General features: G+C 65.9%; 23 protein-coding genes. 14 read left to right on the top strand and 9 right to left on the bottom strand.

Going from position 1 to position 23,965, the window contains the following annotated elements:
• The first annotated feature begins 11 nt into the window (after positions 1-11).
• The 6 genes from iscA to iscX all read left to right on the top strand — a co-directional run bounded on the left by iscA (position 12) and on the right by iscX (position 3,656).
• Complete coding sequence (gene iscA, locus A6M56_RS23190) at positions 12-332, top strand: iron-sulfur cluster assembly protein IscA (protein ID WP_045786432.1); 321 nt, start codon at positions 12-14, stop codon at positions 330-332.
• Between the two features lie 4 nt (positions 333-336).
• Entirely contained in the window at positions 337-549 is a 213-nt protein-coding gene (locus A6M56_RS23185; RefSeq protein ID WP_102079540.1) for a DUF3565 domain-containing protein, read from the top strand.
• A gap of 31 nt (positions 550-580) precedes the next feature.
• The gene (hscB, locus tag A6M56_RS23180) at positions 581-1,108 is read left to right on the top strand and encodes a Fe-S protein assembly co-chaperone HscB (RefSeq protein WP_045786434.1); all 528 of its coding nucleotides are present in this window, start codon (positions 581-583) and stop codon (positions 1,106-1,108) included.
• Between the two features lie 68 nt (positions 1,109-1,176).
• Entirely contained in the window at positions 1,177-3,042 is a 1,866-nt protein-coding gene (gene hscA / locus A6M56_RS23175; RefSeq protein WP_102079541.1) for a Fe-S protein assembly chaperone HscA, read from the top strand.
• Positions 3,043-3,088: 46 nt separating this feature from the next.
• Positions 3,089-3,427, top strand: a complete 339-nt coding sequence (fdx, locus tag A6M56_RS23170) for an ISC system 2Fe-2S type ferredoxin (RefSeq protein ID WP_045786436.1) — start codon at positions 3,089-3,091, stop codon at positions 3,425-3,427.
• Between the two features lie 31 nt (positions 3,428-3,458).
• Positions 3,459-3,656 (top strand): Fe-S cluster assembly protein IscX, encoded by a 198-nt coding sequence (gene iscX / locus A6M56_RS23165; protein ID WP_062739331.1) that lies wholly within the window; start codon positions 3,459-3,461, stop codon positions 3,654-3,656.
• Positions 3,657-3,734: 78 nt separating this feature from the next.
• On the opposite strand, the gene A6M56_RS23160 is transcribed toward iscX, so the two are convergent.
• The 4 genes from A6M56_RS23160 to prfB all read right to left on the bottom strand — a co-directional run bounded on the left by A6M56_RS23160 (position 3,735) and on the right by prfB (position 8,156).
• Positions 3,735-4,481, bottom strand: coding sequence for an outer membrane lipoprotein (locus A6M56_RS23160; protein WP_045786438.1), 747 nt, complete (start codon positions 4,479-4,481; stop codon positions 3,735-3,737).
• Between the two features lie 236 nt (positions 4,482-4,717).
• Positions 4,718-6,256, bottom strand: a complete 1,539-nt coding sequence (gene lysS / locus A6M56_RS23155) for a lysine--tRNA ligase (RefSeq protein WP_102079542.1) — start codon at positions 6,254-6,256, stop codon at positions 4,718-4,720.
• Positions 6,257-6,293: 37 nt separating this feature from the next.
• A complete protein-coding gene (locus A6M56_RS23150; protein ID WP_045786440.1) occupies positions 6,294-7,034 on the bottom strand; it encodes an SDR family oxidoreductase in 741 nt (246 codons plus the stop codon).
• A gap of 17 nt (positions 7,035-7,051) precedes the next feature.
• A protein-coding gene (prfB, locus tag A6M56_RS23145; protein ID WP_096745095.1) for a peptide chain release factor 2 occupies positions 7,052-8,156 on the bottom strand; the annotation gives its coding sequence in 2 pieces (ribosomal slippage) (positions 7,052-8,074 and positions 8,076-8,156; 1,104 coding nt in all).
• Positions 8,157-8,323: 167 nt separating this feature from the next.
• On the opposite strand from prfB, the gene pncB reads away from it, so the two are divergent.
• The 5 genes from pncB to A6M56_RS23120 all read left to right on the top strand — a co-directional run bounded on the left by pncB (position 8,324) and on the right by A6M56_RS23120 (position 14,380).
• The gene (gene pncB, locus A6M56_RS23140; RefSeq protein WP_045786441.1) at positions 8,324-9,493 is read left to right on the top strand and encodes a nicotinate phosphoribosyltransferase; all 1,170 of its coding nucleotides are present in this window, start codon (positions 8,324-8,326) and stop codon (positions 9,491-9,493) included.
• Positions 9,494-9,582: 89 nt separating this feature from the next.
• The gene (locus A6M56_RS23135; RefSeq protein WP_045786442.1) at positions 9,583-10,302 is read left to right on the top strand and encodes a LutC/YkgG family protein; all 720 of its coding nucleotides are present in this window, start codon (positions 9,583-9,585) and stop codon (positions 10,300-10,302) included.
• Positions 10,303-10,461: 159 nt separating this feature from the next.
• Positions 10,462-11,871 carry a sodium:proton antiporter gene (locus A6M56_RS23130; protein WP_102079543.1) on the top strand — a complete coding sequence of 470 codons (1,410 nt, stop codon included), beginning with the start codon at positions 10,462-10,464 and terminating at the stop codon, positions 11,869-11,871.
• Between the two features lie 19 nt (positions 11,872-11,890).
• The gene (locus A6M56_RS23125; RefSeq protein WP_045786444.1) at positions 11,891-12,895 is read left to right on the top strand and encodes a 2-hydroxyacid dehydrogenase; all 1,005 of its coding nucleotides are present in this window, start codon (positions 11,891-11,893) and stop codon (positions 12,893-12,895) included.
• A 12-nt stretch (positions 12,896-12,907) separates the two neighbouring features.
• Entirely contained in the window at positions 12,908-14,380 is a 1,473-nt protein-coding gene (locus tag A6M56_RS23120; RefSeq protein WP_102079544.1) for a DNA recombination protein RmuC, read from the top strand.
• Between the two features lie 65 nt (positions 14,381-14,445).
• Here the strand turns inward: A6M56_RS23120 and A6M56_RS23115 are convergent, their stop codons facing one another.
• From A6M56_RS23115 to A6M56_RS23095, 5 genes are all read right to left on the bottom strand, one after another.
• Positions 14,446-14,724, bottom strand: a complete 279-nt coding sequence (locus tag A6M56_RS23115; protein WP_045786446.1) for a hypothetical protein — start codon at positions 14,722-14,724, stop codon at positions 14,446-14,448.
• 154 nt (positions 14,725-14,878) lie between these two features.
• On the bottom strand, positions 14,879-16,159 hold the full coding sequence (gene moeA, locus A6M56_RS23110; protein ID WP_045786447.1) for a molybdopterin molybdotransferase MoeA: 1,281 nt from the start codon (positions 16,157-16,159) through the stop codon (positions 14,879-14,881).
• Positions 16,160-16,201: 42 nt separating this feature from the next.
• Positions 16,202-16,816 (bottom strand): molybdenum cofactor guanylyltransferase MobA, encoded by a 615-nt coding sequence (gene mobA, locus A6M56_RS23105; RefSeq protein ID WP_045786448.1) that lies wholly within the window; start codon positions 16,814-16,816, stop codon positions 16,202-16,204.
• 19 nt (positions 16,817-16,835) lie between these two features.
• The gene (moaA, locus tag A6M56_RS23100) at positions 16,836-17,966 is read right to left on the bottom strand and encodes a GTP 3',8-cyclase MoaA (RefSeq protein ID WP_045786449.1); all 1,131 of its coding nucleotides are present in this window, start codon (positions 17,964-17,966) and stop codon (positions 16,836-16,838) included.
• 183 nt (positions 17,967-18,149) lie between these two features.
• Positions 18,150-21,137: an Rne/Rng family ribonuclease gene (locus A6M56_RS23095; RefSeq protein ID WP_102079545.1), complete on the bottom strand. Its 2,988-nt coding sequence runs from the start codon at positions 21,135-21,137 to the stop codon at positions 18,150-18,152.
• Between the two features lie 745 nt (positions 21,138-21,882).
• Here A6M56_RS23095 and A6M56_RS23090 point away from each other — a divergent pair.
• Genes A6M56_RS23090 through A6M56_RS23080 form a run of 3 tightly spaced genes read left to right on the top strand, consistent with a single transcriptional unit; the run spans position 21,883 to position 23,945 of the window.
• A complete protein-coding gene (locus A6M56_RS23090; RefSeq protein ID WP_045786451.1) occupies positions 21,883-22,911 on the top strand; it encodes an RluA family pseudouridine synthase in 1,029 nt (342 codons plus the stop codon).
• Positions 22,892-23,551: an HAD-IA family hydrolase gene (locus tag A6M56_RS23085; RefSeq protein WP_045786452.1), complete on the top strand. Its 660-nt coding sequence runs from the start codon at positions 22,892-22,894 to the stop codon at positions 23,549-23,551. The genes A6M56_RS23090 and A6M56_RS23085 overlap by 20 nt, the downstream gene beginning before the upstream one ends.
• On the top strand, positions 23,544-23,945 hold the full coding sequence (locus A6M56_RS23080) for a Rieske (2Fe-2S) protein (RefSeq protein ID WP_045786453.1): 402 nt from the start codon (positions 23,544-23,546) through the stop codon (positions 23,943-23,945). The genes A6M56_RS23085 and A6M56_RS23080 overlap by 8 nt, the downstream gene beginning before the upstream one ends.
• Positions 23,946-23,965 lie beyond the last annotated feature (20 nt).

Genomic DNA, 23,965 nt, shown 5'->3' with positions numbered 1-23,965 from the left:
AAGGAAGTCGCATGATCACCCTGACCGATAAAGCTGCACAGCACGTGTCCCGCTACCTCGCCCGCCGCGGCAAGGGCGTGGGCCTGCGCCTGGGCGTGAAGACCACCGGTTGCTCGGGCCTGGCATACAAGCTCGAATATGCGGATGAGATCGCCGCTGAAGATCAGGTCTTCGAATCCAACGGCATCAAGGTGATCGTCGATCCGAAGAGCCTGCCGTACATCGATGGCACCGAACTGGACTACGCACGCGAAGGGCTGAACGAGGGCTTCCGCTTCAACAACCCGAACGTGAAGGACGAGTGCGGTTGCGGCGAGTCCTTCCGCGTGTGAGGCATTGAAGCAGGCGATTGTCGGGTTCGAGCGCGACGAGGAAGGCCACTGGGTCGCTCGTCTCGCCTGCGGGCACGGGCAGCACATGCGCCACGACCCGCCCTGGCAGCAGCGGCCCTGGACTGAGACCGAGGCGGGGCGCGCGGGCAGGATCGGCGTGGTGGTGGAATGCCTGAAGTGCGATCGGGGTGAACCGCCAGGTCAACCGATCGAATAGCAACAAGGCGGCGCGGCCGCTTTTTTTATTCATGAATCCGAGCGATACGCATTTCTCCCTCTTCGGCCTGCCCGAGCATTTCGAGGTCGACGACGACGCGCTGAACGCTGCGTACCGCACTGTGCAATCGCAGGCGCATCCGGACCGCTATGCACACGCGGGCGACGCCGAGCGCCGTGTCGCGATGCAGTGGGCCACGCGTGCCAACGAGGCGTATCAGACACTGCGTGATCCGCTCAAGCGCGCGACGTATCTGCTGCACCTTCGCGGCATCGACGTGCAGGCGGAGAACAACACCGCCATGCCGCCTGGCTTCCTGATGCAGCAGATGGAGTGGCGCGAATCGCTGGACGACGCCAAGGCTGGCCGTGACGTGGATGCGCTCGACGCGCTGCTCGGCATGCTGCGCAAGGAAAAACGCGGCCGCTATGCGGCGCTGGCCGGTCTGCTCAACGGCGGTGGCAATGACGCTGCGGCGGCCGATGCGGTGCGCCAGTTGATGTTCATCGAAAAGATCGAACACGACACCGCCGAGGCGATCGACCGGCTGGAAGACTAGAACCCAGAATTTGCGACAATGCCGGGTTTGCCTGCCCGGCATCCGCCCCGCGCAATCGAGACACTCCCATGGCTTTACTGCAGATTTCCGAACCCGGCGAATCGCCCGCACCGCACCAGCGCCGTCTGGCGGTCGGCATCGACCTGGGCACGACCAACTCGCTGGTGGCTTCCGTGCGCAGCAGCGTGCCGGAGGTGCTGCCCGACGATCAGGGCCGCCCGTTGCTGCCGTCGGTGGTGCGCTATCTGGCTGACGGCACCGCGCACGTCGGCTACAAGGCGCAGGCCGAAGCCGTGCGCGATCCGAAGAACACCATCGTCTCGGTCAAGCGCTTCATGGGCCGCGGCCTGAAGGACGTGTCCCACATCGAGAACACGCCGTACGACTTCGTCGATGCGCCGGGCATGGTGCAGCTCAAGACCGTGGCGGGCGTGAAGAGCCCCGTGGAGGTGTCGGCGGAAATCCTCGCGACGCTGCGCCAGCGCGCGGAAGACACGCTCGGCGATGAACTCGTCGGCGCCGTCATCACCGTGCCGGCCTACTTTGACGATGCGCAGCGCCAGGCCACCAAGGATGCCGCCCGACTGGCCGGCCTGAACGTGCTGCGCCTGCTCAATGAGCCGACCGCCGCCGCCATCGCCTATGGCCTGGACAACGCGGCCGAGGGCGTCTATGCCGTCTACGACCTCGGTGGCGGCACGTTCGACATCTCCGTGCTCAAGCTGACCAAGGGCGTCTTCGAGGTGATGTCCACGGGTGGTGACTCGGCGCTCGGCGGCGACGATTTCGACCAGCGCATCGTGTGCTGGATCGTCGAGCAGGCCGGTCTGCAGCCACTGTCTGCCGAAGACACCCGCCTGCTGCTGAACAAGGCGCGTGCGGCCAAGGAGTGGCTTTCCACCGCCGACAGCACGGAGATCGACGCGATGCTCTCCACTGGCGAGACCGTGCACCTCGTGCTGACCGCCGAGACCTTCGCTGAACTGACCGCCAACCTCGTGCAGAAAACCATCGCACCGGTGCGCCGCGCGCTGCGCGATGCCGGTGTCACGGTGGACGACGTGAAGGGCGTGGTGCTGGTTGGCGGGGCGACGCGCATGCCGATCATCCGGCGGGCGGTGGCGCAGTTGTTCGGCCGTACGCCGCTCACGAACCTCGACCCGGATCAGGTCGTCGCCATCGGCGCGGCCATGCAGGCCAACTTGCTGGCGGGCAATCGCGCACCGGGCGAAGACTGGCTGTTGCTCGACGTGATCCCGCTGTCGCTCGGCGTCGAGACGATGGGCGGCCTGGTCGAGAAGATCATCCCGCGCAACAGCACGATTCCCGTGGCGCGCGCGCAGGAGTTCACCACCTTCAAGGACGGCCAGACGGCGATGGCGATCCACGTGCTGCAGGGCGAGCGCGAACTGGCCAGCGACTGCCGGTCGCTTGCGCGCTTCGAGCTGCGCGGCATTCCGCCGATGGTGGCCGGCGCCGCGCGCATCCGCGTGACGTATCAGGTCGATGCGGACGGCCTGCTGTCGGTGTCGGCGCGCGAGACGGTCTCCGGCGTGGAGGCATCGATCACCGTGAAGCCGTCGTATGGTCTGGCCGATGACGACATCGCCCGCATGCTGCAGGAGGGCTTCCAGTCTGCCGAAGACGACATGCGCCGGCGTGCGCTGGCGGAAGAGCGTGTCGAAGGCGAGCGCCTGCTCGAGGCGCTGTCGCATGCGCTGGAGGCCGACGGCGATCTGCTCTCGGCCGAGGAGCGCGCCGCGGTCGATGCCCAGATGGCCGCGCTGCGCACCACCATGCAGGGCGAAGACCACCGCGCCATCAAGGACGCCGTCGACGCGCTCTCGCACGGCACCGACGAATTCGCCGCGCGCCGCATGGATCGCAGCATCCGCGCGGCGCTTTCCGGCAAACGTATCGAAGAGCTCGGCTGATCGCTGGCAGCCGGCCCCCCAACCCCATTCATCGACCGAGTTTTTCATGCCACAAATCGTCGTCCTGCCCCACGTCGAATACTGCCCCGAGGGCGCCGTGATTGAAGCCAAGACCGGCACGAGCATCTGTGATGCGCTGCTGGGCGCCGACATCGAGATCGAGCACGCTTGCGAAAAGTCATGTGCCTGCACCACGTGCCACGTGGTCGTGCGCGAAGGTTTCGACTCGCTGGAGGAGGCTTCGGAAAAGGAAGAGGACCTGCTCGACAAGGCCTGGGGCCTGGAGCCCAATTCGCGCCTGTCGTGCCAGGCGAGGGTGGCAGACGAGGATCTCACCATCGAGATCCCGAAATACACGATCAACCACGCCAAAGAAAACCACTAAGCCGTACGGCGCCGTGGAGAGGGAGCTCATCATGAAATGGAACGACATTCAGCAGATTGCCGAAGCGCTGTACGACAAGTACCCCGACGTCGATCCGACGCGCCTGAACTTCGTGGACCTGCACAACAAGGTCGTCGGCCTGGAAGGCTTTGACGACGACCACAAGCGCGGCGGCGAAAAGTTTCTTGAAGCGATCCAGCAGGCGTGGATTGACGAAGCGGCGGAATGAACGCTCGCCTCGCTTTTTGCGGACATGAAAAAACCGGCCCGAAGGCCGGTTTTTCTTTGGGATGAAGCGGAGCGCGGATCAGCCTGCCACCAGCGTGCCGTTCTCGATATGCACACGGTCGCCAGGCTGGAAGCCCGGGGCGGCCTTGTAGGTAAAGCTGCGGCTCGTACCGTTGTCCATGCGCACGTTCACACGGTATTGCGTATCGCGGCTGTAGTGGTTTTCCGCCACGTGGCCGGCATAGCCGCCGCCCACCGCGCCGGCCACCGTGGCCAGCGTACGGCCATTGCCGCGGCCGATCTGGTTGCCCAGCAGGCCGCCCACCACCGCACCGCCGATCATGCCCAGGCCGGTCTCCTTGCCCTGCGTGGTGATCGGCGTCACCGACGTCACGTGACCGGTATACGGGCTGGCGGCCGGACGCGGTGGCGTCTGTGCGTAGCGGGGTGCCGCCGAGGGAGCGCGTTCGGCATAGGCCGGCTGGTGTGTCGGCGACGGCGGCGTGGCCACGGTCTGAGGGGGGTACGGCGCAGCCTGGTTCGGCTGCGTGGTCTGGCCCGGTGCTGCGAGCGCCATCGGCGTCGTGGAAGCGCCGGGGGCCGCCGTCGTCGACTGCGCAGCGACGTTCGGATCGGTACTGCCCTGGGTCGCCTTCGACGTGGGCAGCACACCGGTGATGGCGGCCACCGCCGTCAGGCTGGCGATGATCACGGCCACGGCGGCCGTCGTCATCAGCGGGTGCATGCGGCGCGGCGACGGAGGCACCTGCCCCGGGGACGTGCCACCGTATGTTTGACCTGCGTTCGGCTGGATGTTGTTGTTCATCATCGTTCTCCTGCGGCCGTGATCGGTGCGGCCCTTCGATGATCACAGTTTGGTCGATCGCCCGAACGGATGCCGTTTTAATTTGTAAGCATCTGTAGCACCATTTTCCTTTGAAAAATCAAGGGGATGTCGCGCTTCATCTCACAGTGTGAACCGGTGCGGATGTTACAAATGGCGGGGTGAAAGCACAGCAAAAACGCCCCCGAAGGGGCGTTGGCGGTGCGTCGTCGCGCCGATCAATCTTCGCGGCGCAGGTGCGGGAAGAGGATCACGTCGCGGATGTTCGGGCTGTCGGTCAACAGCATCACGAGGCGGTCGATGCCGATGCCGCAGCCGCCGGTCGGGGGCATGCCGTATTCCAGCGCGCGGATGTAGTCGGCGTCATAGAACATGGCTTCTTCATCGCCCGCGTCCTTCTGTTCGACCTGCTTGCGGAAGCGCTCGGCCTGGTCTTCCGGGTCATTCAGCTCGGAGAAGCCGTTGGCGATTTCGCGGCCGGTGATGAACAGCTCGAAGCGCTCGGTGATGCCGGGCAGCGTGTCGGAGCCGCGTGCCAGCGGCGACACTTCGACCGGGTAGTCGATGATGAACGTCGGCTCCCACAGTTGCGATTCGGCCGTCTCTTCAAACAGCACGAGCTGCAGCGTGCCTAGGCCGGCATTCCGGAACTGCGGGGCGTTGGTGTCGATCTTGAACTTCTTGAGTTCGGCACGCAGGAAGTCGGCATCGGCCAGTTGCGCATCGGTGTACTGCGGGGCGTACTTCTGGATGGCCTGCGTGATCGTCAGGCGATGGAACGGCTTGGACAGGTCCAGCTCGCGGCCCTGGTAAGTCAGCGTGGCGGTGCCCGAGGCGTCGATGGCGGCCTGCCGGATCAGCTGCTCGGTGAAGTCCATCAGCCAGCGGTAGTCCGTGTAGGCCGCGTAGAACTCCATCATCGTGAACTCGGGGTTGTGTCGCGGCGACACGCCCTCGTTACGGAAGTTGCGGTTGATCTCGTACACGCGCTCGAAGCCGCCGACGATCAGGCGCTTGAGGTACAGCTCGGGCGCGATGCGCAGGAACATCTGCATGTCCAGCGCGTTGTGATGCGTGATGAACGGCTTGGCTGCCGCGCCGCCTGGAATCGGGTGCAGCATCGGCGTCTCGACTTCCATGAAGCCGTTGCCGGCCATGAAGTTGCGCAGCGAGGCGATGGCCTTTGTGCGGGCGCGGAACGTCTCGCGCGTTTCTTTCGAGACGATCAGGTCCACGTAGCGCTGGCGGTACTTCTGCTCCTGGTCGGCCAGGCCGTAGTAGTCGCCGGGCAGCGGGCGCAGGCTCTTGGAGAGCAGGCGCAGCTCCGTCACCGCCACCGACAGTTCGCCGGTCTTCGTCTTCATCAGCGTGCCGCGCGCGGCTACGATGTCGCCGAGATCCCACTTCTTGAAGCTGGCGTAGACGTCTTCGCCCACCGCGTCGCGGCTGATGTAGAACTGGATGCGGTCGGTGCTGTCCTGCACGGTGGCAAAGCTGGCCTTGCCCATCACGCGCTTGAGCATCATGCGGCCGGCCACGGCAACCTGGACCGGCTCGGCTTCCAGCGCGGCTTGCTCGAGCGCGCCGTACTGGGCGTGCAGCTCGGCAGCGCGATGCGTCGGGCGGAAATCGTTGGGAAAGGCGACGCCTTGCTGCCGGATCTCGGCCAGCTTCTCGCGGCGCTCGGCGATGATCTTGTTGTCGTCCTGCGCGGGCACGGCGGCGTTCGATTCGGCCGCGTTGTTCTGTTCGGTCATGATGGGGAAGAGAGGAAAGTCGTGTCAGGCGTGCGGGTTACGCGTAGTGACGCAGGTCGTCGAGTTCGGTCGCACCAAAGTCAGGGCGGGCAAGGTAAGCGGCGATGCGCGCGGCAGCGTCCTGTGGCGAAACCAGTTCTCCGTGCGCATGCAGGTCGCGGAAGCGCTGCACGCCGGCAAAGCTTGCGCCGCGGATCGTGCGCTGCATGTCGGTGTCGATGACGCCGGGGGCCAGTGCCACGGCCCGTACGCTGGCATCGCCATCCGCGTTGATGGCGCGCACGAACATGTCGAGCCCCGCCTTGCCGGTGCAATACGCAGCCCAGCCGGCGATCGGGCGGCGCGCGGCGCCCGACGAGATCGCCAGCACGCGGCGCTGCGCATTCCAGCCGGCGGTGCCGCGCAGCAGGGCGGCCGTCAGCGCCATGGGGCCGGCCAGGTTCAGTTGCAGGTGCGGCAGCAGCGTGTCGGCGCGCAGCATGTCGATCGCGCCGATCGGCTCGACGGCGCCGGCATTGAGCACCAGCGTCACGTTCTGATGGGCGGGCAGGGCGGCCAGCGTCTTGGTCATCCACGCCTCCGCGGCATGCGCGTCGGAGAGGTCGACCTGATGCCAGTCGAGCGCCACGCCGGCTGCCGACGCCTGCGCGCGAAGTTCGGCGTTGTCGCCGCGCGCCGCGCAGACGAGGCGATTGCCGGGCTGCATCAGCGCCTGGACCAGCGCGGCGCCGAGGCCGCGGGAGGCGCCGGTCACGATGAACAGGGACGTGTCAGCCATGGTGCTCGCCTTGGAGGTCAGACGCCTTGCTTCAGGCTCGCCTCGATGAAGGCATCGAGATCGCCGTCCAGCACCTTCTGCGTGTTGGAGATTTCCACGTTCGTGCGCAGGTCCTTGATGCGGCTCTGGTCCAGCACGTACGAGCGGATCTGGTGGCCCCAGCCCACGTCGGTCTTGGAGGCTTCGAGCTTGTCGGCCTCGGCCTGGCGCTTGCGCAGCTCGTGCTCGTACAGGCGAGACTTCAGCATCGTCATCGCCTCGGCGCGGTTGCGGTGCTGCGAGCGGTCGTTCTGGCACTGCACGACGATACCGGTCGGGATGTGCGTGATCCGCACGGCAGAATCTGTCTTGTTGATGTGCTGGCCGCCGGCGCCGGATGCGCGGTACGTATCGACGCGCAGGTCCGCCGGGTTGATCTCGATCTCGATCGAGTCGTCGACTTCCGGATACACGAAGATCGACGAGAACGACGTGTGCCGGCCCCCCGCGGAGTCGAACGGCGACTTGCGCACCAAGCGGTGCACGCCGGTCTCGGTGCGCAGGAAGCCGAACGCGTATTCGCCTTCGACCTTGATCGATGCGCTCTTGATGCCGGCCACGTCGCCTTCGGACTCTTCCAGCACTTCGGTCTTGAAGCCCTTGCGTTCGCAGTACTTCAGGTACTGGCGCAGCAGCATCGACGCCCAGTCGCACGCCTCGGTGCCGCCGGCGCCGGCCTGGATGTCGATGAAGCAATTGGCGGCGTCCATCGGGCCAGAGAACATGCGGCGGAATTCCATGTCTTCGACGATGGCGCGCATGCCGGCGGTGTCGGCCTCGATGGCTTCGATGGTGTCGTCGTCGCCTTCCTCGCGGGCCAGCTCGAACAGCTCGGCGGCGCCGGTGAGGTCTGCGTCCAGCTTGGTCAGCGCCAGCACGACGTTCTCAAGCGATTTCTTCTCGCGGCCCAGTTCCTGGGCGCGTTTCGGGTCGTTCCAGACCTCGGGGTCTTCGAGCTCTTTGTCGACTTCGGCTAGACGTTCAGACTTGACGTCGTAGTCAAAGATACCTCCGAAGTTCGTCGGCGCGCGACTTCAGGTCGGCCAACGTGTTCTGGATGGCATTGAGGCGTTCTGCTTCCATGGTGCAAAAATCCGGTCGGAAACCGGAAATTATAGCGGAATCAAGGGGTTCCCCGCCCGCGCCGCCGGCTAAAGGCCGCGTTTTGGAGGAGATTTGTGCGCCCCACCTGGCGCTGCGGCGGGCTTCGGTTAGCATGACGCCCAGTCCCTGGGTTTTTTAGCCATCCGATGATCATCCGCTCGCTGCTCGACACCGATCTGTACAAATTCACGATGATGCAGGTGGTGCTGCACCACTTTCCCGGCGCGCACGTTGAATACCGTTTCAAGTGTCGCAATACCGGCGTGGACCTGGTGCCCTTCATCGAAGAGATTCGTGCGGAAATCCGCCATCTCTGCACGCTGCGCTTTACCGAGGCGGAGCTCGACTACCTGCGCGGCTTGCGCTTCATCAAGAGCGATTTCGTCGATTTTCTCGGCCTCTTCCACCTCAACGAAAAATACATCGACGTGCGCCCTGCGCCCGGCAACGACGGGCAGATCGAGATCGTCATCGCCGGGCCGTGGCTGCACACGATCATGTTCGAGGTGCCGGTGCTGGCGATCGTCAACGAGGTCTATTTCAGCCGCACGCAGACGCATCCGCAGTGGGAGGAGGGCAAGCGCCGCCTGACCGACAAGCTCGCCACGCTCCAGCGTCCCGGCCTGGAAGACTGCCGCATTGCCGATTACGGCACGCGCCGCCGCTTCTCGCATACCTGGCACGAGCACGTGCTGCTCGAGACGCGCGCGCAGCTCGGCGGCCAGTATGCGGGCACCAGCAACGTCTATTTCGCCATGAAGCACGGCATGACGCCGCTGGGCACGATGGCGCACGAATACCTGCAGGCCTGCCAGGCGCTCGGCCCGCGGCTGCGCGATTCCCAGACGTTCGCTCTGGAAACGTGGGCCAAGGAATACCGCGGCGATCTCGGTATCGCCCTGTCGGACACCTACGGCTTTGACGCCTTCCTGCGCGATTTCGACATGTTCTTCTGCAAGCTCTTCGACGGCGTGCGGCATGACTCGGGCGACCCGTTCGAATGGGGCGAACGCATGCTCCAGCACTACGAAGGCATGCGCACCGACCCGAAATCCAAGGCGCTGATCTTTTCCGACAGCCTTGACATGCCGAAGGTCATCGGCCTGTACGAGCGCTTCCGGGGCCGCTGCAAGCTCGCGTTCGGCGTGGGGACGAACCTCACCAACGACCTCGGGTACACGCCGCTGCAGATCGTCATCAAGATGGTCCGCTGCAATGGCCAGCCCGTGGCCAAGCTGTCGGACGCACCCGAGAAGACGATGTGCGACGACCCGGCCTATCTGACCTATCTGAAACAGGTCTTCGGCGTGCAATAAGGCTCACGCGGGCGCCGAATAAGTTTCAATGGTGCGGCCGGGTGGGCGCGCGCACGGCTCGTATAATCGACCGATCTTTCGGAGCCGCCATGGATACACGACCGGACACCCCAGCCGACCCGCTCGACACGAGTCGCGCCCGCGACGCCATCTTCGCGCGCATCCGCAATGCGCAGCATCGTCCCGAGCAGCCGACGCAGGGCGAGCGCGACGCCGTGGCGGATTATCTGGCGCGCCATCCGGCCGGTCCGCGCCCGCCGATGCCCGACAACCTTGCCGGCCACTTTGCCGGGCAGGCGACGAAGATGGCCTCCACGCTGGACACAGTTGCCACGCTGGCCGATGTGCCGGCTGCGGCGGCGCGCTATCTGTCCGGTCTGGGGCTGGCGCCGCGCGCCGTGGCCTGGACGACGCTGCAGTCGCTCGACTGGGCCGCGGCAGGCATTGCGGTCGAGTTCCGTCCGCCCATCCGCGAGCCGCAAGCCGATCAGGCGCACGGCGACCTTGTCGGCATCACGGGCTGCTTCTGCGCGATTGCCGAGACGGGCTCGCTGATGCTGCTATCGGGGCCGGAGAACGTCGCCTCCACGGCGCTGCTGCCCGAGACGCATATCGCCGTGGTTCCGCAGTCGCGCATCGTCGCCACGCTGGAAGACGCCTATGCGCTGATGCGCGCAGAGCGGGGCGAGCTGCCGCGCGCCACCAACGTCATCAGCGGGCCGTCGCGCACGGGTGATATCGAGCAGACGATCGTGCTGGGCGCACATGGCCCGTATCGCGTGCATGTGATCGTTGTGTCGGGCGCCTGACATTCGCGTCGGCCTGCTGGGCCTTGTTCGCGGGGGCCTGCCGTTTCCTCAAACCTGGATGGACGTTTGCGGGGCGGCAGGCCCCAGGCGTTTACACTGGCGTCTTTGCTTGTTCGGCGCGTGGCCTCGCAGCGCGCCAGTGCTTAGGAGAACGCCTACGTGAAACGCCTCTGGCCCCTTGTCTTCCTGTTTGTATGTGGCCTGGCGCGTGCAGCCGATGTCAACGGTGCGCAGCTGTCCTTGGCATGGGGCATGCCGTTCGCCGGCATTCTGCTGTCGATCGCCATCGCCCCGCTGCTGGCGCCCAGGCTGTGGCACGACCACTACGGCAAGATCGCAGCCGCCTGGGCCGTGCTGTTTCTTGTGCCGTTCGGGATGGCGTTTGGCGGGGAAGCCGCTGTCGCATCTGTCGTGCATGCCGCGCTGGCCGAGTACATCCCGTTCATCGCGTTGATTGCCGCGCTGTACGTGGTGGCAGGAGGCATCTGCATTCGGGGCAACCTGCACGGTACGCCCAAGCTCAACACGGGGCTGCTCGCGCTCGGCACGGGGCTTGCCAGCATCATGGGAACGACGGGCGCAGCCATGCTGCTGATCCGTCCGCTGCTGCGCGCAAACGATGTGCGCCGCCATCGCACCCATGTCGTCGTGTTCTTCATCTTCCTGGTGGCCAACGCCGGCGGGGCGCTGACGCCGCTGGGCGACCCGCCGCTTTTCCTCGGCTTCCTGCAGGGCGTCGACTTCTTCTGGACGACCCAGCATCTCTGGCGCCAGACCTTGATGATGTGGCTGCTGTTGCTGGCCATCTTCTTTGTGCTCGACAGCTACTTCTACCGTGCCGGCAAGGAGGAGCTGCCCGGCATCACCGACCCGACACCCGACGACGCGGGCCCCCTGCGCTTCGAGGGCAAGGTCAATTTCGTCCTGTTGGCCGGCATCCTGGCACTCGTGCTGATGAGCGGCCTGTGGAAGCCCGGCATCGCCTTCCACGTCATGGGCACCGAGGTGCTGCTGCAGAACGCGGTGCGCGACATCGGCCTGGTGGTGGTCGCGCTGCTGTCGCTGGGACTCACGCCCGCCGGGGCACGCGCCGGCAACGAGTTCAACTGGGAGCCCATTCTGGAGGTCGGCAAGCTGTTCGCCGGCATCTTCATCACCATCGGGCCCGTCATTGCCATGCTCAAGGCAGGTGTGGACGGCCCGTTCGCGGGCATTGTGCGCATGGTCAACGATGGTGCGGGGCAGCCCAACAATGCGATGTACTTCTGGGCCACGGGCCTGCTGTCGTCGTTCCTGGACAATGCGCCGACGTATCTCGTGTTCTTCAACACTGCCGGCGGAGATGCGCAGATGCTGATGAGCGAGGGCGCGGCCACCTTGGCGGCCATTTCAGCGGCCGCCGTGTTCATGGGGGCCAACACCTACATCGGGAATGCCCCCAACCTGATGGTCAAGGCGATTGCCGAAAGCCGGGGGCTGCAGATGCCGAGCTTCTTTGGCTACATGCTGTGGTCGGTGGGCATCCTGGTACCGATCTTCGTCTTGATGACCTTCCTCTTCTTCCGCTAACCGAACGGGGTTGCAACCAATGAAACCTGGAATCCTCGTGACGCGTGCGCTGTTTCCGGAAGTGCTGGAGCGGCTGCGCGAAGTTTTCGACGTGGTCGACAACCAGGCCGATGCGGTGTTTCCGCCCGAAGCGCTGGCCGAGCGCCTGCAGGGCCGGGTCGGGCTGCTCGCCAACGCGGCCGACACCATCGACGCCGATCTCATCACCCGCGTGCCGACACTGCGCGCCGTCGCCAACATGGCGGTCGGCTACAACAACCTGGACCTGCCGGCGATGACGCGTGCGGGCATCCTTGCCACGAACACGCCGGACATCCTGACCGAGACGACGGCCGATTTCGGCTGGGCTCTGCTGATGGCCGCTGCACGCCGTGTGTCGGAGTCCGAGCGCTGGCTGCGTGCGGGGCACTGGAAGCGCTGGACGTACGACATGTTCCTCGGCGCCGAAGTGCATGGCACCACGCTGGGCATCCTGGGCATGGGCCGCATCGGCCAGGCGCTGGCGCGTCGGGCGAGCGGCTTTTCGATGCGCGTGCTCTACCACAACCGCAGCCGCCTCGCGCCCGAGATCGAACAGCAGACGCGCGCGACCTACGTCAGCAAGGAAGCGCTGCTCCGGCAGGCCGACCATCTCGTGCTCGTGCTGCCGTATTCGCCGGAAAGCCACCACGCGATCGGCGCGGCCGAGCTGGCGCAGATGAAGCCGAGCGCGACGCTGGTGAACCTCGCGCGTGGCGGCATCGTCGATGATGCGGCGCTGGCGCAGGCACTGGCCGAGAAGCGCATCTTCGCAGCGGGCCTCGACGTATACGAGGGAGAGCCGAAGGTGCATCCGGCGCTGCTGGAGGCCGAGCATGTCGCGCTCACGCCGCATATCGCCAGTGCCACGCATGGCACGCGCCTGGGCATGGCGAACCTCGCGGCGGACAACCTGATCGCGGCGCTCGGCTTTGGGCCGCACGCCGGGCAGCCGCCCAACCTTTTGAACCCGGATGCGCTGGCCGTGCGGCGCACCTCTGCCTGATCGAACGCCCGTATGGATTGGATGGCTCTTCTGACCTTGCTTGGCGTGGCCGTGGTGGCCGTGCTGTGTGTGCTGATCTGGCGCGGCGTGTCACGCCCGGCAACGCATGATGTGTCGCCGATGTTCAATGCGCTGCGCGAAGAGCTGGCGCGTGGCAACGAGCGCATCGAACGCGAATTGCGCGGCGAGATCGGCGAAACCGCGCGCATCGGACGCAGCGACGTGACCCAGCAGCTCGGGCAGTTCCAGCAGGTGCTGGCCACGCAGCTGACCAGCGTCGCCACGCTGCAGAACAACCAGATCGACACGTTCGCCCAGCAGCTCACGAAGCTGACCGAGACGAATACTCAGCAGCTCGAAGCCGTGCGCCAGAGCCTGCACCAGCAGGCCCAGCAGGCCCGCGAAGAGCAGGGCAACGCGCTGCGCCGGTTTGGCGACACGATGCAGCAGCAGCTCGCCCAGCTGGCCGAAGGCAACGAGCGCCGCCTGTCGGAGGTGCGGGCCACGCTCGAGCAGAAGCTCAAGGACATCGAGGCCAACAACGCGATCAAGCTCGACGAGATGCGCCGCACCGTGGACGAGAAGCTGCATGCCACGCTCGAACAGCGCCTGGGCGAATCGTTCAAGCTGGTGTCGGACCGGCTCGAACAGGTGCACCGCGGCCTGGGCGAAATGCAGGCACTGGCCCAGGGCGTGGGCGACCTGAAGAAGGTGCTGACCAACGTGAAGACGCGCGGCACGTGGGGCGAAGTCCAGCTCGAGATGCTGCTCGAGCAGATGCTCACGCCCGAGCAGTACGACAAGAACGTCGAGACCGTGCGTGGTACCGGCGCCCGCGTCGAATTTGCGATCCGCCTGCCTGGCAAGACCGATGCCGACCGCGACGCCACCGTCTGGCTGCCCATCGACGCCAAGTTTCCGAAGGAGCAGTACGAGCGCCTGGTCGACGCACAGGAACGCGCCGACGCGGAAGCCGCCGCGGCTGCCAGCCGCGAACTCGAGGTGGCGGTCCGCAAGGAAGCGCAAACCATCCACGAGAAGTACATCGCGCCGCCCGCCACCACCGACTTTGCGATCCTCTTCCTGCCGACTGAGGGCCTGTATGCCGAGGTGTTGCGCCGCCCGGGCCTGACGGACGCATTGCAGCGCACATTCCGCGTGACGGTGGCAGGGCCGACCACGCTGACCGCCATCCTGAACAGCCTGCAGATGGGGTTCCGTACGCTGGCGCTGGAAAAGCGCTCCAGCGAGGTGTGGCAGGTCCTCGGCGCGGTCAAGAGCGAATTCGGCAAGTTCGGTGACGTGCTGGCCGCGACCAAGAAAACGCTCGAGCGCGCCGTCAGCAACATCGAGCAAGCCGAAGTGCGTACGCGCCAGATGAACCGCAAGCTCAAGGCAGTGGAAGCGTTGCCGAGCGACTCGGCGCAGAACGTACTGGGCCTGGGAACCGCGTCGCCGGTCGACGACGAAACCGAAGCGGAGTAACGCGCGTCAGCAAAAGCAAAGGGGCGGAAATTTCCGCCCCTTCTTGTCTGGCCAGACACCTGGGATCAGGCTTCTTCGGGCACGTCGCGCAGCACGATTTCGATACCGCCGAAACGCGCCGCCACCCAGTTGTAGGCGCGGCAGGCGAGCCACAGGGCACCGAAGCCGACGAGCGCATTCAGGATCAGGCCGCTGAGCACAACGACCGTCGGCAGTTCACCGTAGCGCACGAAGCCGACGAAGAAGAACAGCCCCACGACCGGCAGCGAAAAACACAGATACACCAGCACCAGCGCGCGCGCGGTGTGGGCCGGGTGAAGGTAGGCAATCTCCTTGGTCATCATGGCATTACTCAAGCTCAGGCAAATCCGAACAATCAAACTGGCGCAAAGTGTAGCGAATCGACCGATGCGCCGATACCCGCGCCCTGTGGGTGACGCAAAAAACCGACAGCATGCCGCATTGCCTGCGGCGCAAGGGTCGTTGCGGCCACGCCGCTCAGACCAGGCCGTCGAAGAGCAGCACCTGCACGGCGTCGCCGGCGTTGACCTGGCCCTGATCATGACCAAGCACGACAAAGCAGTTGGCTTCGCTCATGGAGCGCAGCACGCCAGAACCTTGCTGCCCGGTCAGGCGAACTTCGAGCTGGCCTCGATCGTTCAGGGCGGCGATCGCGCGCTGATATTCCGTGCGGCCGGGGCGCTTGCGGATGGGCGCCGCGCTGATCGCCGGTACCAGCGGCGCGCCGGGTTCGTTGGCGCCCATCATGCGCAGCAGGGCGCCGCGCACGAAGTGATAGAACGTCACCATCACCGCCACCGGATTGCCGGGCAGGCCGAACAGAAAGGCGCTGTGGCCATTTGACGTGATCCGGCCGAATGCCATCGGCCGGCCGGGGCGCATGGCGATCTTCCAGAACGTCACGTCGCCGAGCTTGGCCATCATCTGCTTGGTGAAGTCGGCCTCGCCGACCGAGACGCCGCCGGAGGTGATGATCGCGTCGGCGTTTTCCGCGGCCGTGCGAAACGCGGCTTCCAGGGCGGCCGGGTCGTCGCGCACGACGCCCATGTCAAGGAGCTCCACGCCCAGGCGCGAGAGCATGCCGTGCAGCGTGTACCGGTTCGAGTCGTACACGCAGCCAGCATCGAGCGGTTCACCAATGGAACGCAGCTCGTCGCCGGTCGAGAAGAACGCCACGCGCAGCTTCCGGCGGACTGGCACCTCCGCAATGCCGAGCGAGGCGAGCAGGCCGAGGTCGGCCGGGCGGAGGATCCGGCCCGCGGACAATGCCGCGCTTCCCTTGGCGAGGTCTTCGCCGCGCAGGCGGCGGTTGTCGCCCACGCGCACGGCGTCGCGCGCAAAGCGGACGGTGTCGGCATCGCCTTGCGTGAATTCCTGCGGGATGACCGTGTCGCAGCCGCTGGGCATGACGGCGCCGGTCATGACGCGCACCGCTTCACCGGCGCCGGGCGTTCCGTCGAACGCAATGCCTGCGTACGCGGTGCCGATCACGCGCAACGCAACGTCGCCGTCGCCGCGCGCCAGTTCGGCGCCGGCAAAGGCGAAACCGTCCATGGCGGAGTTGTCGTGCGCGGGCACGTCGATGGTCGACAGCACGTCTTGGGCAAGCACACGATCGAGGGCGCTGCGGATCGGCACGCGCGCCACGCCGCCCACGGGCTGCACGAAGTCGCGCATGATGGCTTGCGCCTGCGCCACGGGCAGCGCGTTCGGGTCGTAGTCGGAGAGGCAGGAAACGACGGAGGCAAGAGTGGTCATGACGTCGGTGAAGATCGATGGCCGTCAGGCGGTAGGGGCGTGCTACCGGCGCCCGGCCAGGTGATGCAGTTCTTCCAGCGTATTGATGTTGGCGAAGGCGGACGCGTCGTCGAACGGCACTTCCACCGTCGCGTGCCGCGCCGCCCAGCTTTCGATCTTGCGGCCGCCGCCTTGCAGATAGGCGATCAGGTCGTCGGCGAGCAGCGTATCGATGAGGCAGAAGACGGGCTGGACCTGGCGGCGCGGCTCGCCTTGCGCGTCGGGCTCCGTCGTGACCGGCATGGCGATGCGCGCGTCGTTGGCTTCGATGGCCTCCGACAGCCTCGCCGCCAGATCGGTCGGCACGAACGGCGAATCGCACGGCGCGGTGAGCAGGTAGCGCGTCTGACACTGCTCCAGCCCGGCCAGGATGCCCGCCAGCGGGCCGGCAAAGTCCGGCACCGAATCCACCACCACCGGGACACCGAACGACTCGTACGCAGCCAGGTTGCGGTTAGCATTGATGAGCACGTGGTCCACTTGCGGCGACAGGCGCAGCAGCGTGTGCATCGCCATCGGGGCGCCACGAAACGTCTGCAGCCCCTTGTCGACGCCGCCCATGCGGCTGCCCCGGCCGCCGGCGAGGACCAGGCCGGTGATGTCGGAAGTCGGAATCATGTGTTGGATGCGGGCGGGCTCAGCCGCCGATATAGGACATTTCGATGCGTCGCCCGGCCGGCTGGGCTTGGCCACTCGCGCGCAGTTCGGAATAGCGGTCGGCGCGGCCTTGCCAGATGCCGCGAATGGCGTTGGAGAGTTCGAGGTCGCTGGCCCCGCCCCGCAGCAGCGCACGCAAGTCGAAGCCTTCGGTCGCGAACAGGCACAGGTACAGCTTGCCCTCGGTGGACAGGCGCGCGCGTGTGCAATCGTGGCAGAACGCCTGCGTCACGCTGGAGATCACGCCGATCTCGCCCGCGCCATCGGCGTAGCGCCACCGCTCGGCTGTCTCGCCGCTGTAGTTGGCCGACAGCGGTTCCAGGGCAAACTCCGCTGACAGGCGCTGGATCACCTCGGCCGACGGCACGACGTAGCGCATGTCCCAGTGGTTGGTCGTGCCCACATCCATGTACTCGATAAAACGCAGGACGACGCCGCTTGCGCGGAAGTGGCGCGCCATCGGCACGATCTGGTCATCGTTGTCGCCTTTCTTGACGACCATGTTGACCTTGATCGGCGCCAGGCCGACCCGCTGCGCGACTTCGATGCCGTGCAGCACCTCGCCGACGGCAAAGTCCACGTCGTTCATGCGGCGGAACGTCGCGTCATCGATGCCGTCGAGGCTGACCGTCACGCGCGTGAGGCCCGCGTCTTTGAGGGACTGCGCCTTGCGCGCGAGCAGGGCGCCGTTGGTGGTGAGCGTCAGGTCGAGCGGCTTGCCTTCCGCGGTGGTCAGGCGGGCCAGCATCTCGACCAGGCGCTCGATGTTCTTGCGCAGCAGCGGCTCGCCGCCGGTAAGGCGAATCTTTTCGACGCCGTGCTCGATGAACAGCCGCGCCATGCGCTCGATCTCTTCGAACGACAGCAGCTCGGAATGCCGCAAGAAGCGGTAGTCCTTGTCGAACACGTCTTTCGGCATGCAGTACACGCAGCGGAAATTGCAGCGGTCTGTCACCGAAATGCGCAGGTCGTGCAAGCGGCGGCCGCGCGTATCCGCCAGCCAGCCCTGCGCCGGGACGAGCACGTCCGGCACCGAAGGCACCGTGGCCCGGTGGTGCTGGCCATCACGGATATCGCGCAGATCGTAGAGGGGAATGACGGTTTCGGTCATGGTGCGGTGCAGTGCGTCAATCCACCGAAGCGGATTGCGCCCGATACAGCTTCGAGTGTAGCGCAGCCCCTGTTTCGCGCGGGGGAGTACAGATGCCCCCGCACGCGCAGCACACAGGAAAAAGGGCGGCCGAAGCCGCCCCAGGGTCATGCGCCGGCGGCAACCGCCGGAAACATCACCTGCTTACTGCTGGTCTGCGCCACCCGCGGGGCGGTTGGTCTCGACCAGGATCATCGGACCCTGCTGGATCGGCGGCAGCGGCTTGCGTTCGCGCGGCACACGCGGGGGTGTGACGGCACGCGCGGCTTCTTCCTGCGCGGCTTGCAGCTTTTGCGCGTCTGTGTGGACCCACGTCATGCCGGCGTTGGCCAGCACGCTTTGCAGCGTCTCGATCGGCAGCGGCGAGGCCTTGGCCACCGTGCTCACCGGCGCGGGCACTTCGGCAAACGCCGTCACGATCGCCTCGTGCGTCACGTCGGCTGCCGGTGCCGGTGCCGGTGTCGCGACCGGTTCGACCGGCTGCGTTCTCGGCATCGCGGACACAGGCGCCACGGCTTCTGCGGCCTGCACGGGCTCGTGGACCACCGGCGCCGGCGCTTCTACGGGCGCCAACGAGGCGGGCTGCACCGATTCCGTCACCGTGGCGGGCACGGCAGGCTCGGTGTAGGTTTCGCCAACCGCTTCCGTTTCGTCTGCGGTTTCCGCGCTTTCGCCCTCTGCGCGCACGCCTTCCGCGCCTTCACGGTCACGGCGATAGCGGTTGCGACCACGGCGACCGCGGCGCCGGCGCTCTTCACCCTCACCCGTGCCTTCCGCCGGTGCGGCGCCTTCCAGGCCCGCGGCTTCTGCCAGCACCGCTGCTTCCACGGGCGGCTGCGGCACCTCAGCGGTACCCGTCGGGTCGATCAGGCCTTCCACGGTGGCGGCGGCTGCGGCGTTGGCGGCTTCCTTGGCTTGCTGATCGCGATCGCGGTTTTCGCGCGGCTCGCGGCCTTCGCGGGCCTCACGCGGCTCACGGCCCTCGCGGGGCTGGCGCTCGCGACGTTCCTGATTGCGTTCGCGACGGCCCTGGCCTTCACCTCGGACCTCCTGGCCCTGCTGCGGCTGGCGGGCGTCCGCAGTCTCCCGTGCAGCACTGTCCGCTTGAGCCGGCTGGCGGTTGCGGTCGCGGTTGCCCCGCTGGTTGTCGCGTTGTCCATCGCGCTGGCCCTGCTGTTGGCCCCCTTGTTGACCCTCGCGGGCCTCGTTGCGGTCGCGGCCTTGACGGTTGGCGTCGCGGCCGTTCTGGCCCTGGCGCTCGCCACGTTCGCCACGCTGGCCGTTACGCGCACCGCGCTCCTGGCGATTGCCGCGGCCCTGGCGGTTGCCGTCTTCCGCACGTTGCTTTGGTGCCTGGACCGGCGCAGCAACCACGGGCTCGGCCGGCTTGGCGCCAAACAGCGACTTCAGCCACGACACAAAGCCACCCTGGGCAGGCACCGGAGCGGGTGCCTGCGGAGCCGGGGCAGCCTCGGCGCGGGCCGGGCGCTCTGCGCGTGGCACCGACACGGGAGCGGGCTGCTCCGGCGTGATGCCCTTGACGGCCGCTTCCTGGCGCGGCTTGGCCGCTTCCTTGCGGGTGCTGTACGCGGTGTCGGCTTCCAGTTCCTTGGCGGCCTCTTCGGCCATCTTGTAGCTGGCCTTGTTGTCGTCCAGGCGGGGATCGTCGTGGCGCAGGCGCTCGAGCTTGTAGTGCGGCGTCTCCAGATGCTTGTTCGGGATCAGCAGCACATTGACCTTGAAGCGCGTCTCGATCAGGTTGATGTCCGGGCGCTTCTCGTTGAGCAGGAACGCAGCCACTTCCACCGGCACCTGGCAGTGGATGGCGGCGGTGTTTTCCTTCATCGCCTCTTCCTGGATAATGCGCAGCACCTGCAGGGCGGACGATTCGGTATCGCGGATGTGGCCGGTGCCATTACAGCGCGGGCAGGTGACGTGCGAGCCTTCCGACAGCGACGGACGCAGGCGCTGGCGCGACAGCTCCATCAGGCCGAAGCGGCTGATCTTGCCCATCTGCACGCGGGCGCGGTCGTGGCGCAGCGCGTCTTTCAGGCGGGTCTCGACATCCTTCTGGGCCTTGCTCGACTCCATGTCGATGAAGTCGATCACGATCAGGCCACCCAGGTCGCGCAGACGGAGCTGGCGGGCGATCTCGTCGGCCGCCTCGAGGTTCGTGCGCAGCGCGGTTTCCTCGATGTCGGCGCCCTTGGTGGCGCGCGCCGAGTTCACGTCGATGGCGACCAGCGCCTCGGTATGGTCGATCACGATGGCGCCGCCCGAAGGAAGCATCACCATGCGCGAGTACGCCGATTCAATCTGGTGTTCGATCTGGAAACGCGAGAACAGCGGGACGTCGTCGCGGTATTTCTTCACCCGATTCATGTTGTCGGGCATCACCACGCTCATGAAGGCGCGGGCCTGATCGTAGATATCGTCCGTGTCGATCAGGATTTCGCCGATATCCGGCTGGAAGTAATCGCGAATCGCGCGGATCACCAGGCTCGATTCGAGATAGATCAGCAGCGGAGCCTTGTTCTCCTGCGCAGCGCCGTCGACGGCCTTCCACAGCTGCATCAGGTAGTTCAAGTCCCACTGCAGTTCTTCGGCCGAGCGGCCGATACCGGCGGTGCGGGCGATGATGCTCATGCCGTCCGGCACTTGCAGCTGCGCCATCGTCTCGCGCAGTTCCTGGCGGTCTTCGCCCTCGATGCGGCGCGATACGCCGCCGCCGCGCGGGTTGTTCGGCATCAGCACCAGGTAGCGGCCGGCCAGCGAGATGAACGTGGTCAGGGCCGCGCCCTTGTTGCCGCGCTCTTCCTTTTCCACCTGGACGATCAACTCCTGGCCTTCGGAGAGCGCATCCTGGATGCGCGCCGAACGCACGTCCACGCCATCCTTGAAGTAGGCGCGGGCGACTTCCTTGAAGGGGAGAAAGCCGTGCCGCTCTTCGCCGTAGTTGACGAAGCATGCCTCCAGCGACGGTTCGATGCGGGTGATGACACCCTTGTAGATGTTGCCTTTGCGCTGCTCGCGTCCGGCGGTTTCGATGTCGATGTCGATCAGTTTCTGACCGTCGACAATCGCGACGCGCAGCTCTTCCTGCTGCGTCGCATTGAACAACATGCGTTTCATTGCTACCTCACTCCAATGCCGTGCATGCACGGCGCTTCATGGAGCACGCGAAGGCGGAGCGGGTGGTCAACGAATTGCCAAGGTGTCGGCCGGCACACAAGCGCGACGGGGCACGGGCGAAAGAAATGAGGGCGTTACACGCGTCACCATGGATGCCAGGGGCGGAATGCAACGGCGCGGTCGGCGCCGAGTTGCGCGTCCTGTCACTCGAGCCTCGGGCCCAGCGCGTTCCTTGTAGGGGCGGGCGGGCCGGCGGCGGCGAGTCGCGTGAAGCGACCACAAAGAGCGAATTGACGGACGGCCTGTCCGGGCGAAACCCGCGGCGGGCGAATCGGGCGGCGTGCTGCTTGTTGGAGTTTTGCCGCCGGACCGCCATGGCAATGCGGTAACCGGATGTTCAGCCGGCCGGCACCAAACTTGGTGCGGCAAGGGCTTCTTTCACCAAGCGGGCGCCGTATGGAGTTCCATTGGCGCCCGCCTTTGAATTCTGTTCTACCAGCTGCTCGTTCTACGCTGACCGACGTTGCCGACGTGATCTTTGGTTCACATCTTGCGCGGTGGGACAGCGGTGCGTGCTGCTTTCGTGCCGATCGGGCCGGCCACGTGACTAGCTTTGTAGCACAAGTGGGCCTCGGATCGGCAGATTCCGGACGGAAACGGTGGCTGTGTACAATACCTGTTGTTTCGTCCCGACCGGCTCTTGCTGGCGCTTAAACGACTGTCCAGCGAGAAAATTATATTGAAAATGAATGAGTTACGCCATCCATTTGATGGCCGCATTCAACAGGCGGTACGTGACGCACTCGACGGCAAATCCGTCGCCTATGTCGAGATCGGAGACGACGCCGAAGGGCAACGCATCGACAATTTCCTGATGCGCCTGGCCAAGGGTGTGCCTAAAAGCCATATCTACCGCATCCTGCGCTCCGGCGAGGTGCGGGTGAACAAGGGCCGCATCGACGCCGAATATCGCTTGAAGCACGGCGATCTGGTCCGTATTCCGCCGCTGCGGGTGGCCCGGCAGGCCGAAGCGCCGCGTGCGATTCCTGCCACCGAATTCACGATCCTCCACGAAGATGCCCATCTGCTCGTGATCGACAAGCCCGCCGGGGTCGCCGTGCATGGGGGGTCGGGCGTGGCGTTTGGGGTGATCGAGCAGCTGCGTCAATCCCGGCCGGAAGCGAAGTTCCTCGAACTCGTGCATCGTCTGGACCGCGAAACCTCTGGCGTGCTCGTGCTGGCCAAGAAGCGCTCGGCGCTGGTGGCGCTGCATGAGCAGATCCGGGAAGGGCGTCTCGACAAGCGCTACTTTGCCGCGGTGAAGGGCGTGTGGCCGCACAAGCGCCAGCACATCAAGGCAGCGCTGCACAAATTCACGACGCCTGAGGGCGAACGGCGCGTCCGCGTGCAGGCAGACGGGCAGCCGTCGCACACGATCTTCAACAAGGTGGGGGTGTTCGGGTCGTACACGTTGCTCGAAGCGGAACTGAAGACCGGTCGCACGCACCAGATTCGTGTGCATCTGGCGCATGCCGGTTTCCCGATCCTGGGCGACGACAAGTACGGCGATTTTGCGCTGAACAAGGCGCTATCCCGCGCCAATGCGTCGCCACGGCTGGCGCGGATGTTCCTCCACGCACACCGTCTGCAACTCACACATCCGCAAAGCGGGGAAGTCGTCACTTTCAGCGCGCCGTTGCCAGCCGAGTGCGCCGCCTTCCTCAACGCTTTCCAATCTTCCGACTCTGATTCCGATGCCGCAGCAGCGCTTTGATCTGATCGTCTTCGACTGGGATGGCACGTTGATGGACTCGACGCCAGCCATCACGCGGTCGATCCAGCTTGCGTGCCGGGACCTCGGCCTGCCGGTGCCGGACGATACGCGCGCGAGCCACGTGATCGGGCTGGGCTTGCGAGATGCCCTCGAATACGCAGTGCCCACGCTGGATCCGGCCGACTATGGCAAGCTGGCCGAGCGGTACCGCTTTCACTACCTGAGCCGTGACGCCCATCTCGTGCTGTTTCCGGGCGTGCGCGAGATGCTCGATGCACTGCGCCGGGACAACTATTTGCTTGCGGTGGCAACAGGGAAGTCGCGCGTGGGGCTTCAGCGTGCGCTCGAGGTCACCGGCCTCACCGGCGTGTTCGACAACACGCGCTGCGCCGATGAGACGTTTTCGAAGCCCCACCCGGCCATGCTGCTGGAGCTCACGCGCGATCTCGGCATGGATGTCGAACGCACGCTGATGATCGGCGATACCACGCACGACCTGCAGATGGCCCTCAATGCCGGTGCTGCCGGGGTCGCTGTCACCTATGGCGCACACCCGGCGGACGTGCTGCATGCGCTCACGCCGCTGTACTGTGCGAAGTCCGTCTCCGACCTCCACCAATGGCTCTCGCAACATGCCTGACATCGCTGAACCGGTTCGTATCTGCGACAGCGGCGCGCTGGAGGACGGAGGCCGGGGTGTGCGGTTCCAGGTGGATGTGCGCGGCCGCCTCGTGAGTGCCTTCGTTGTCCGCTACGCCGGCGCGGTGCACGGTTATCTGAACCAATGTGCGCACGTGCCGATGGAGATGGACTGGCAGGAAGGTCAGTTTTTTGAAAGCTCGGGCCTGTATCTGATGTGCGCCACGCACGGCGCCATCTACGAACCGGACTCGGGCCGCTGCGTGGGCGGTCCGTGCCGTGGGGCGCATCTGTCCAAGCTCGATGTGGCCGAGCGCGATGGCGCGGTCTGGTGGCAGCCCGGTGCATTGTTCCGCGCGCCTGCCCCGACCCCGGCACCGCTGCCACAGGCATGACGCCGTGACCGACTCTTGCT

The sequence above is a fragment of the Ralstonia sp. RL genome (genome assembly GCF_001683835.1).
GTDB lineage: Bacteria > Pseudomonadota > Gammaproteobacteria > Burkholderiales > Burkholderiaceae > Ralstonia > Ralstonia mannitolilytica.
Note: the sequence above shows the minus strand (reverse complement) of the source record. Positions and strands in the feature narration are given on the sequence as shown.

Excerpts from the sequence above, each read along its gene's own strand:
- A6M56_RS23115 (WP_045786446.1), bottom strand. The coding sequence starts at position 14,724 with ATGATGACCAAGGAGATTGCCTACCTTCACCCGGCCCACACCGCGCGC.
- hscA (WP_102079541.1), top strand. The coding sequence starts at position 1,177 with ATGGCTTTACTGCAGATTTCCGAACCCGGCGAATCGCCCGCACCGCAC.
- iscA (WP_045786432.1), top strand. The coding sequence starts at position 12 with ATGATCACCCTGACCGATAAAGCTGCACAGCACGTGTCCCGCTACCTC.
- A6M56_RS23090 (WP_045786451.1), top strand. The coding sequence starts at position 21,883 with ATGAATGAGTTACGCCATCCATTTGATGGCCGCATTCAACAGGCGGTA.
- A6M56_RS23150 (WP_045786440.1), bottom strand. The coding sequence starts at position 7,034 with ATGGCTGACACGTCCCTGTTCATCGTGACCGGCGCCTCCCGCGGCCTC.
- A6M56_RS23125 (WP_045786444.1), top strand. The coding sequence starts at position 11,891 with ATGAAACCTGGAATCCTCGTGACGCGTGCGCTGTTTCCGGAAGTGCTG.
- A6M56_RS23085 (WP_045786452.1), top strand. The coding sequence starts at position 22,892 with ATGCCGCAGCAGCGCTTTGATCTGATCGTCTTCGACTGGGATGGCACG.
- moeA (WP_045786447.1), bottom strand. The coding sequence starts at position 16,159 with ATGACCACTCTTGCCTCCGTCGTTTCCTGCCTCTCCGACTACGACCCG.
- fdx (WP_045786436.1), top strand. The coding sequence starts at position 3,089 with ATGCCACAAATCGTCGTCCTGCCCCACGTCGAATACTGCCCCGAGGGC.
- iscX (WP_062739331.1), top strand. The coding sequence starts at position 3,459 with ATGAAATGGAACGACATTCAGCAGATTGCCGAAGCGCTGTACGACAAG.
- A6M56_RS23095 (WP_102079545.1), bottom strand. The coding sequence starts at position 21,137 with ATGAAACGCATGTTGTTCAATGCGACGCAGCAGGAAGAGCTGCGCGTC.
- mobA (WP_045786448.1), bottom strand. The coding sequence starts at position 16,816 with ATGATTCCGACTTCCGACATCACCGGCCTGGTCCTCGCCGGCGGCCGG.
- A6M56_RS23160 (WP_045786438.1), bottom strand. The coding sequence starts at position 4,481 with ATGAACAACAACATCCAGCCGAACGCAGGTCAAACATACGGTGGCACG.
- A6M56_RS23080 (WP_045786453.1), top strand. The coding sequence starts at position 23,544 with ATGCCTGACATCGCTGAACCGGTTCGTATCTGCGACAGCGGCGCGCTG.
- moaA (WP_045786449.1), bottom strand. The coding sequence starts at position 17,966 with ATGACCGAAACCGTCATTCCCCTCTACGATCTGCGCGATATCCGTGAT.
- pncB (WP_045786441.1), top strand. The coding sequence starts at position 8,324 with ATGATCATCCGCTCGCTGCTCGACACCGATCTGTACAAATTCACGATG.
- A6M56_RS23120 (WP_102079544.1), top strand. The coding sequence starts at position 12,908 with ATGGATTGGATGGCTCTTCTGACCTTGCTTGGCGTGGCCGTGGTGGCC.
- lysS (WP_102079542.1), bottom strand. The coding sequence starts at position 6,256 with ATGACCGAACAGAACAACGCGGCCGAATCGAACGCCGCCGTGCCCGCG.
- A6M56_RS23135 (WP_045786442.1), top strand. The coding sequence starts at position 9,583 with ATGGATACACGACCGGACACCCCAGCCGACCCGCTCGACACGAGTCGC.
- hscB (WP_045786434.1), top strand. The coding sequence starts at position 581 with ATGAATCCGAGCGATACGCATTTCTCCCTCTTCGGCCTGCCCGAGCAT.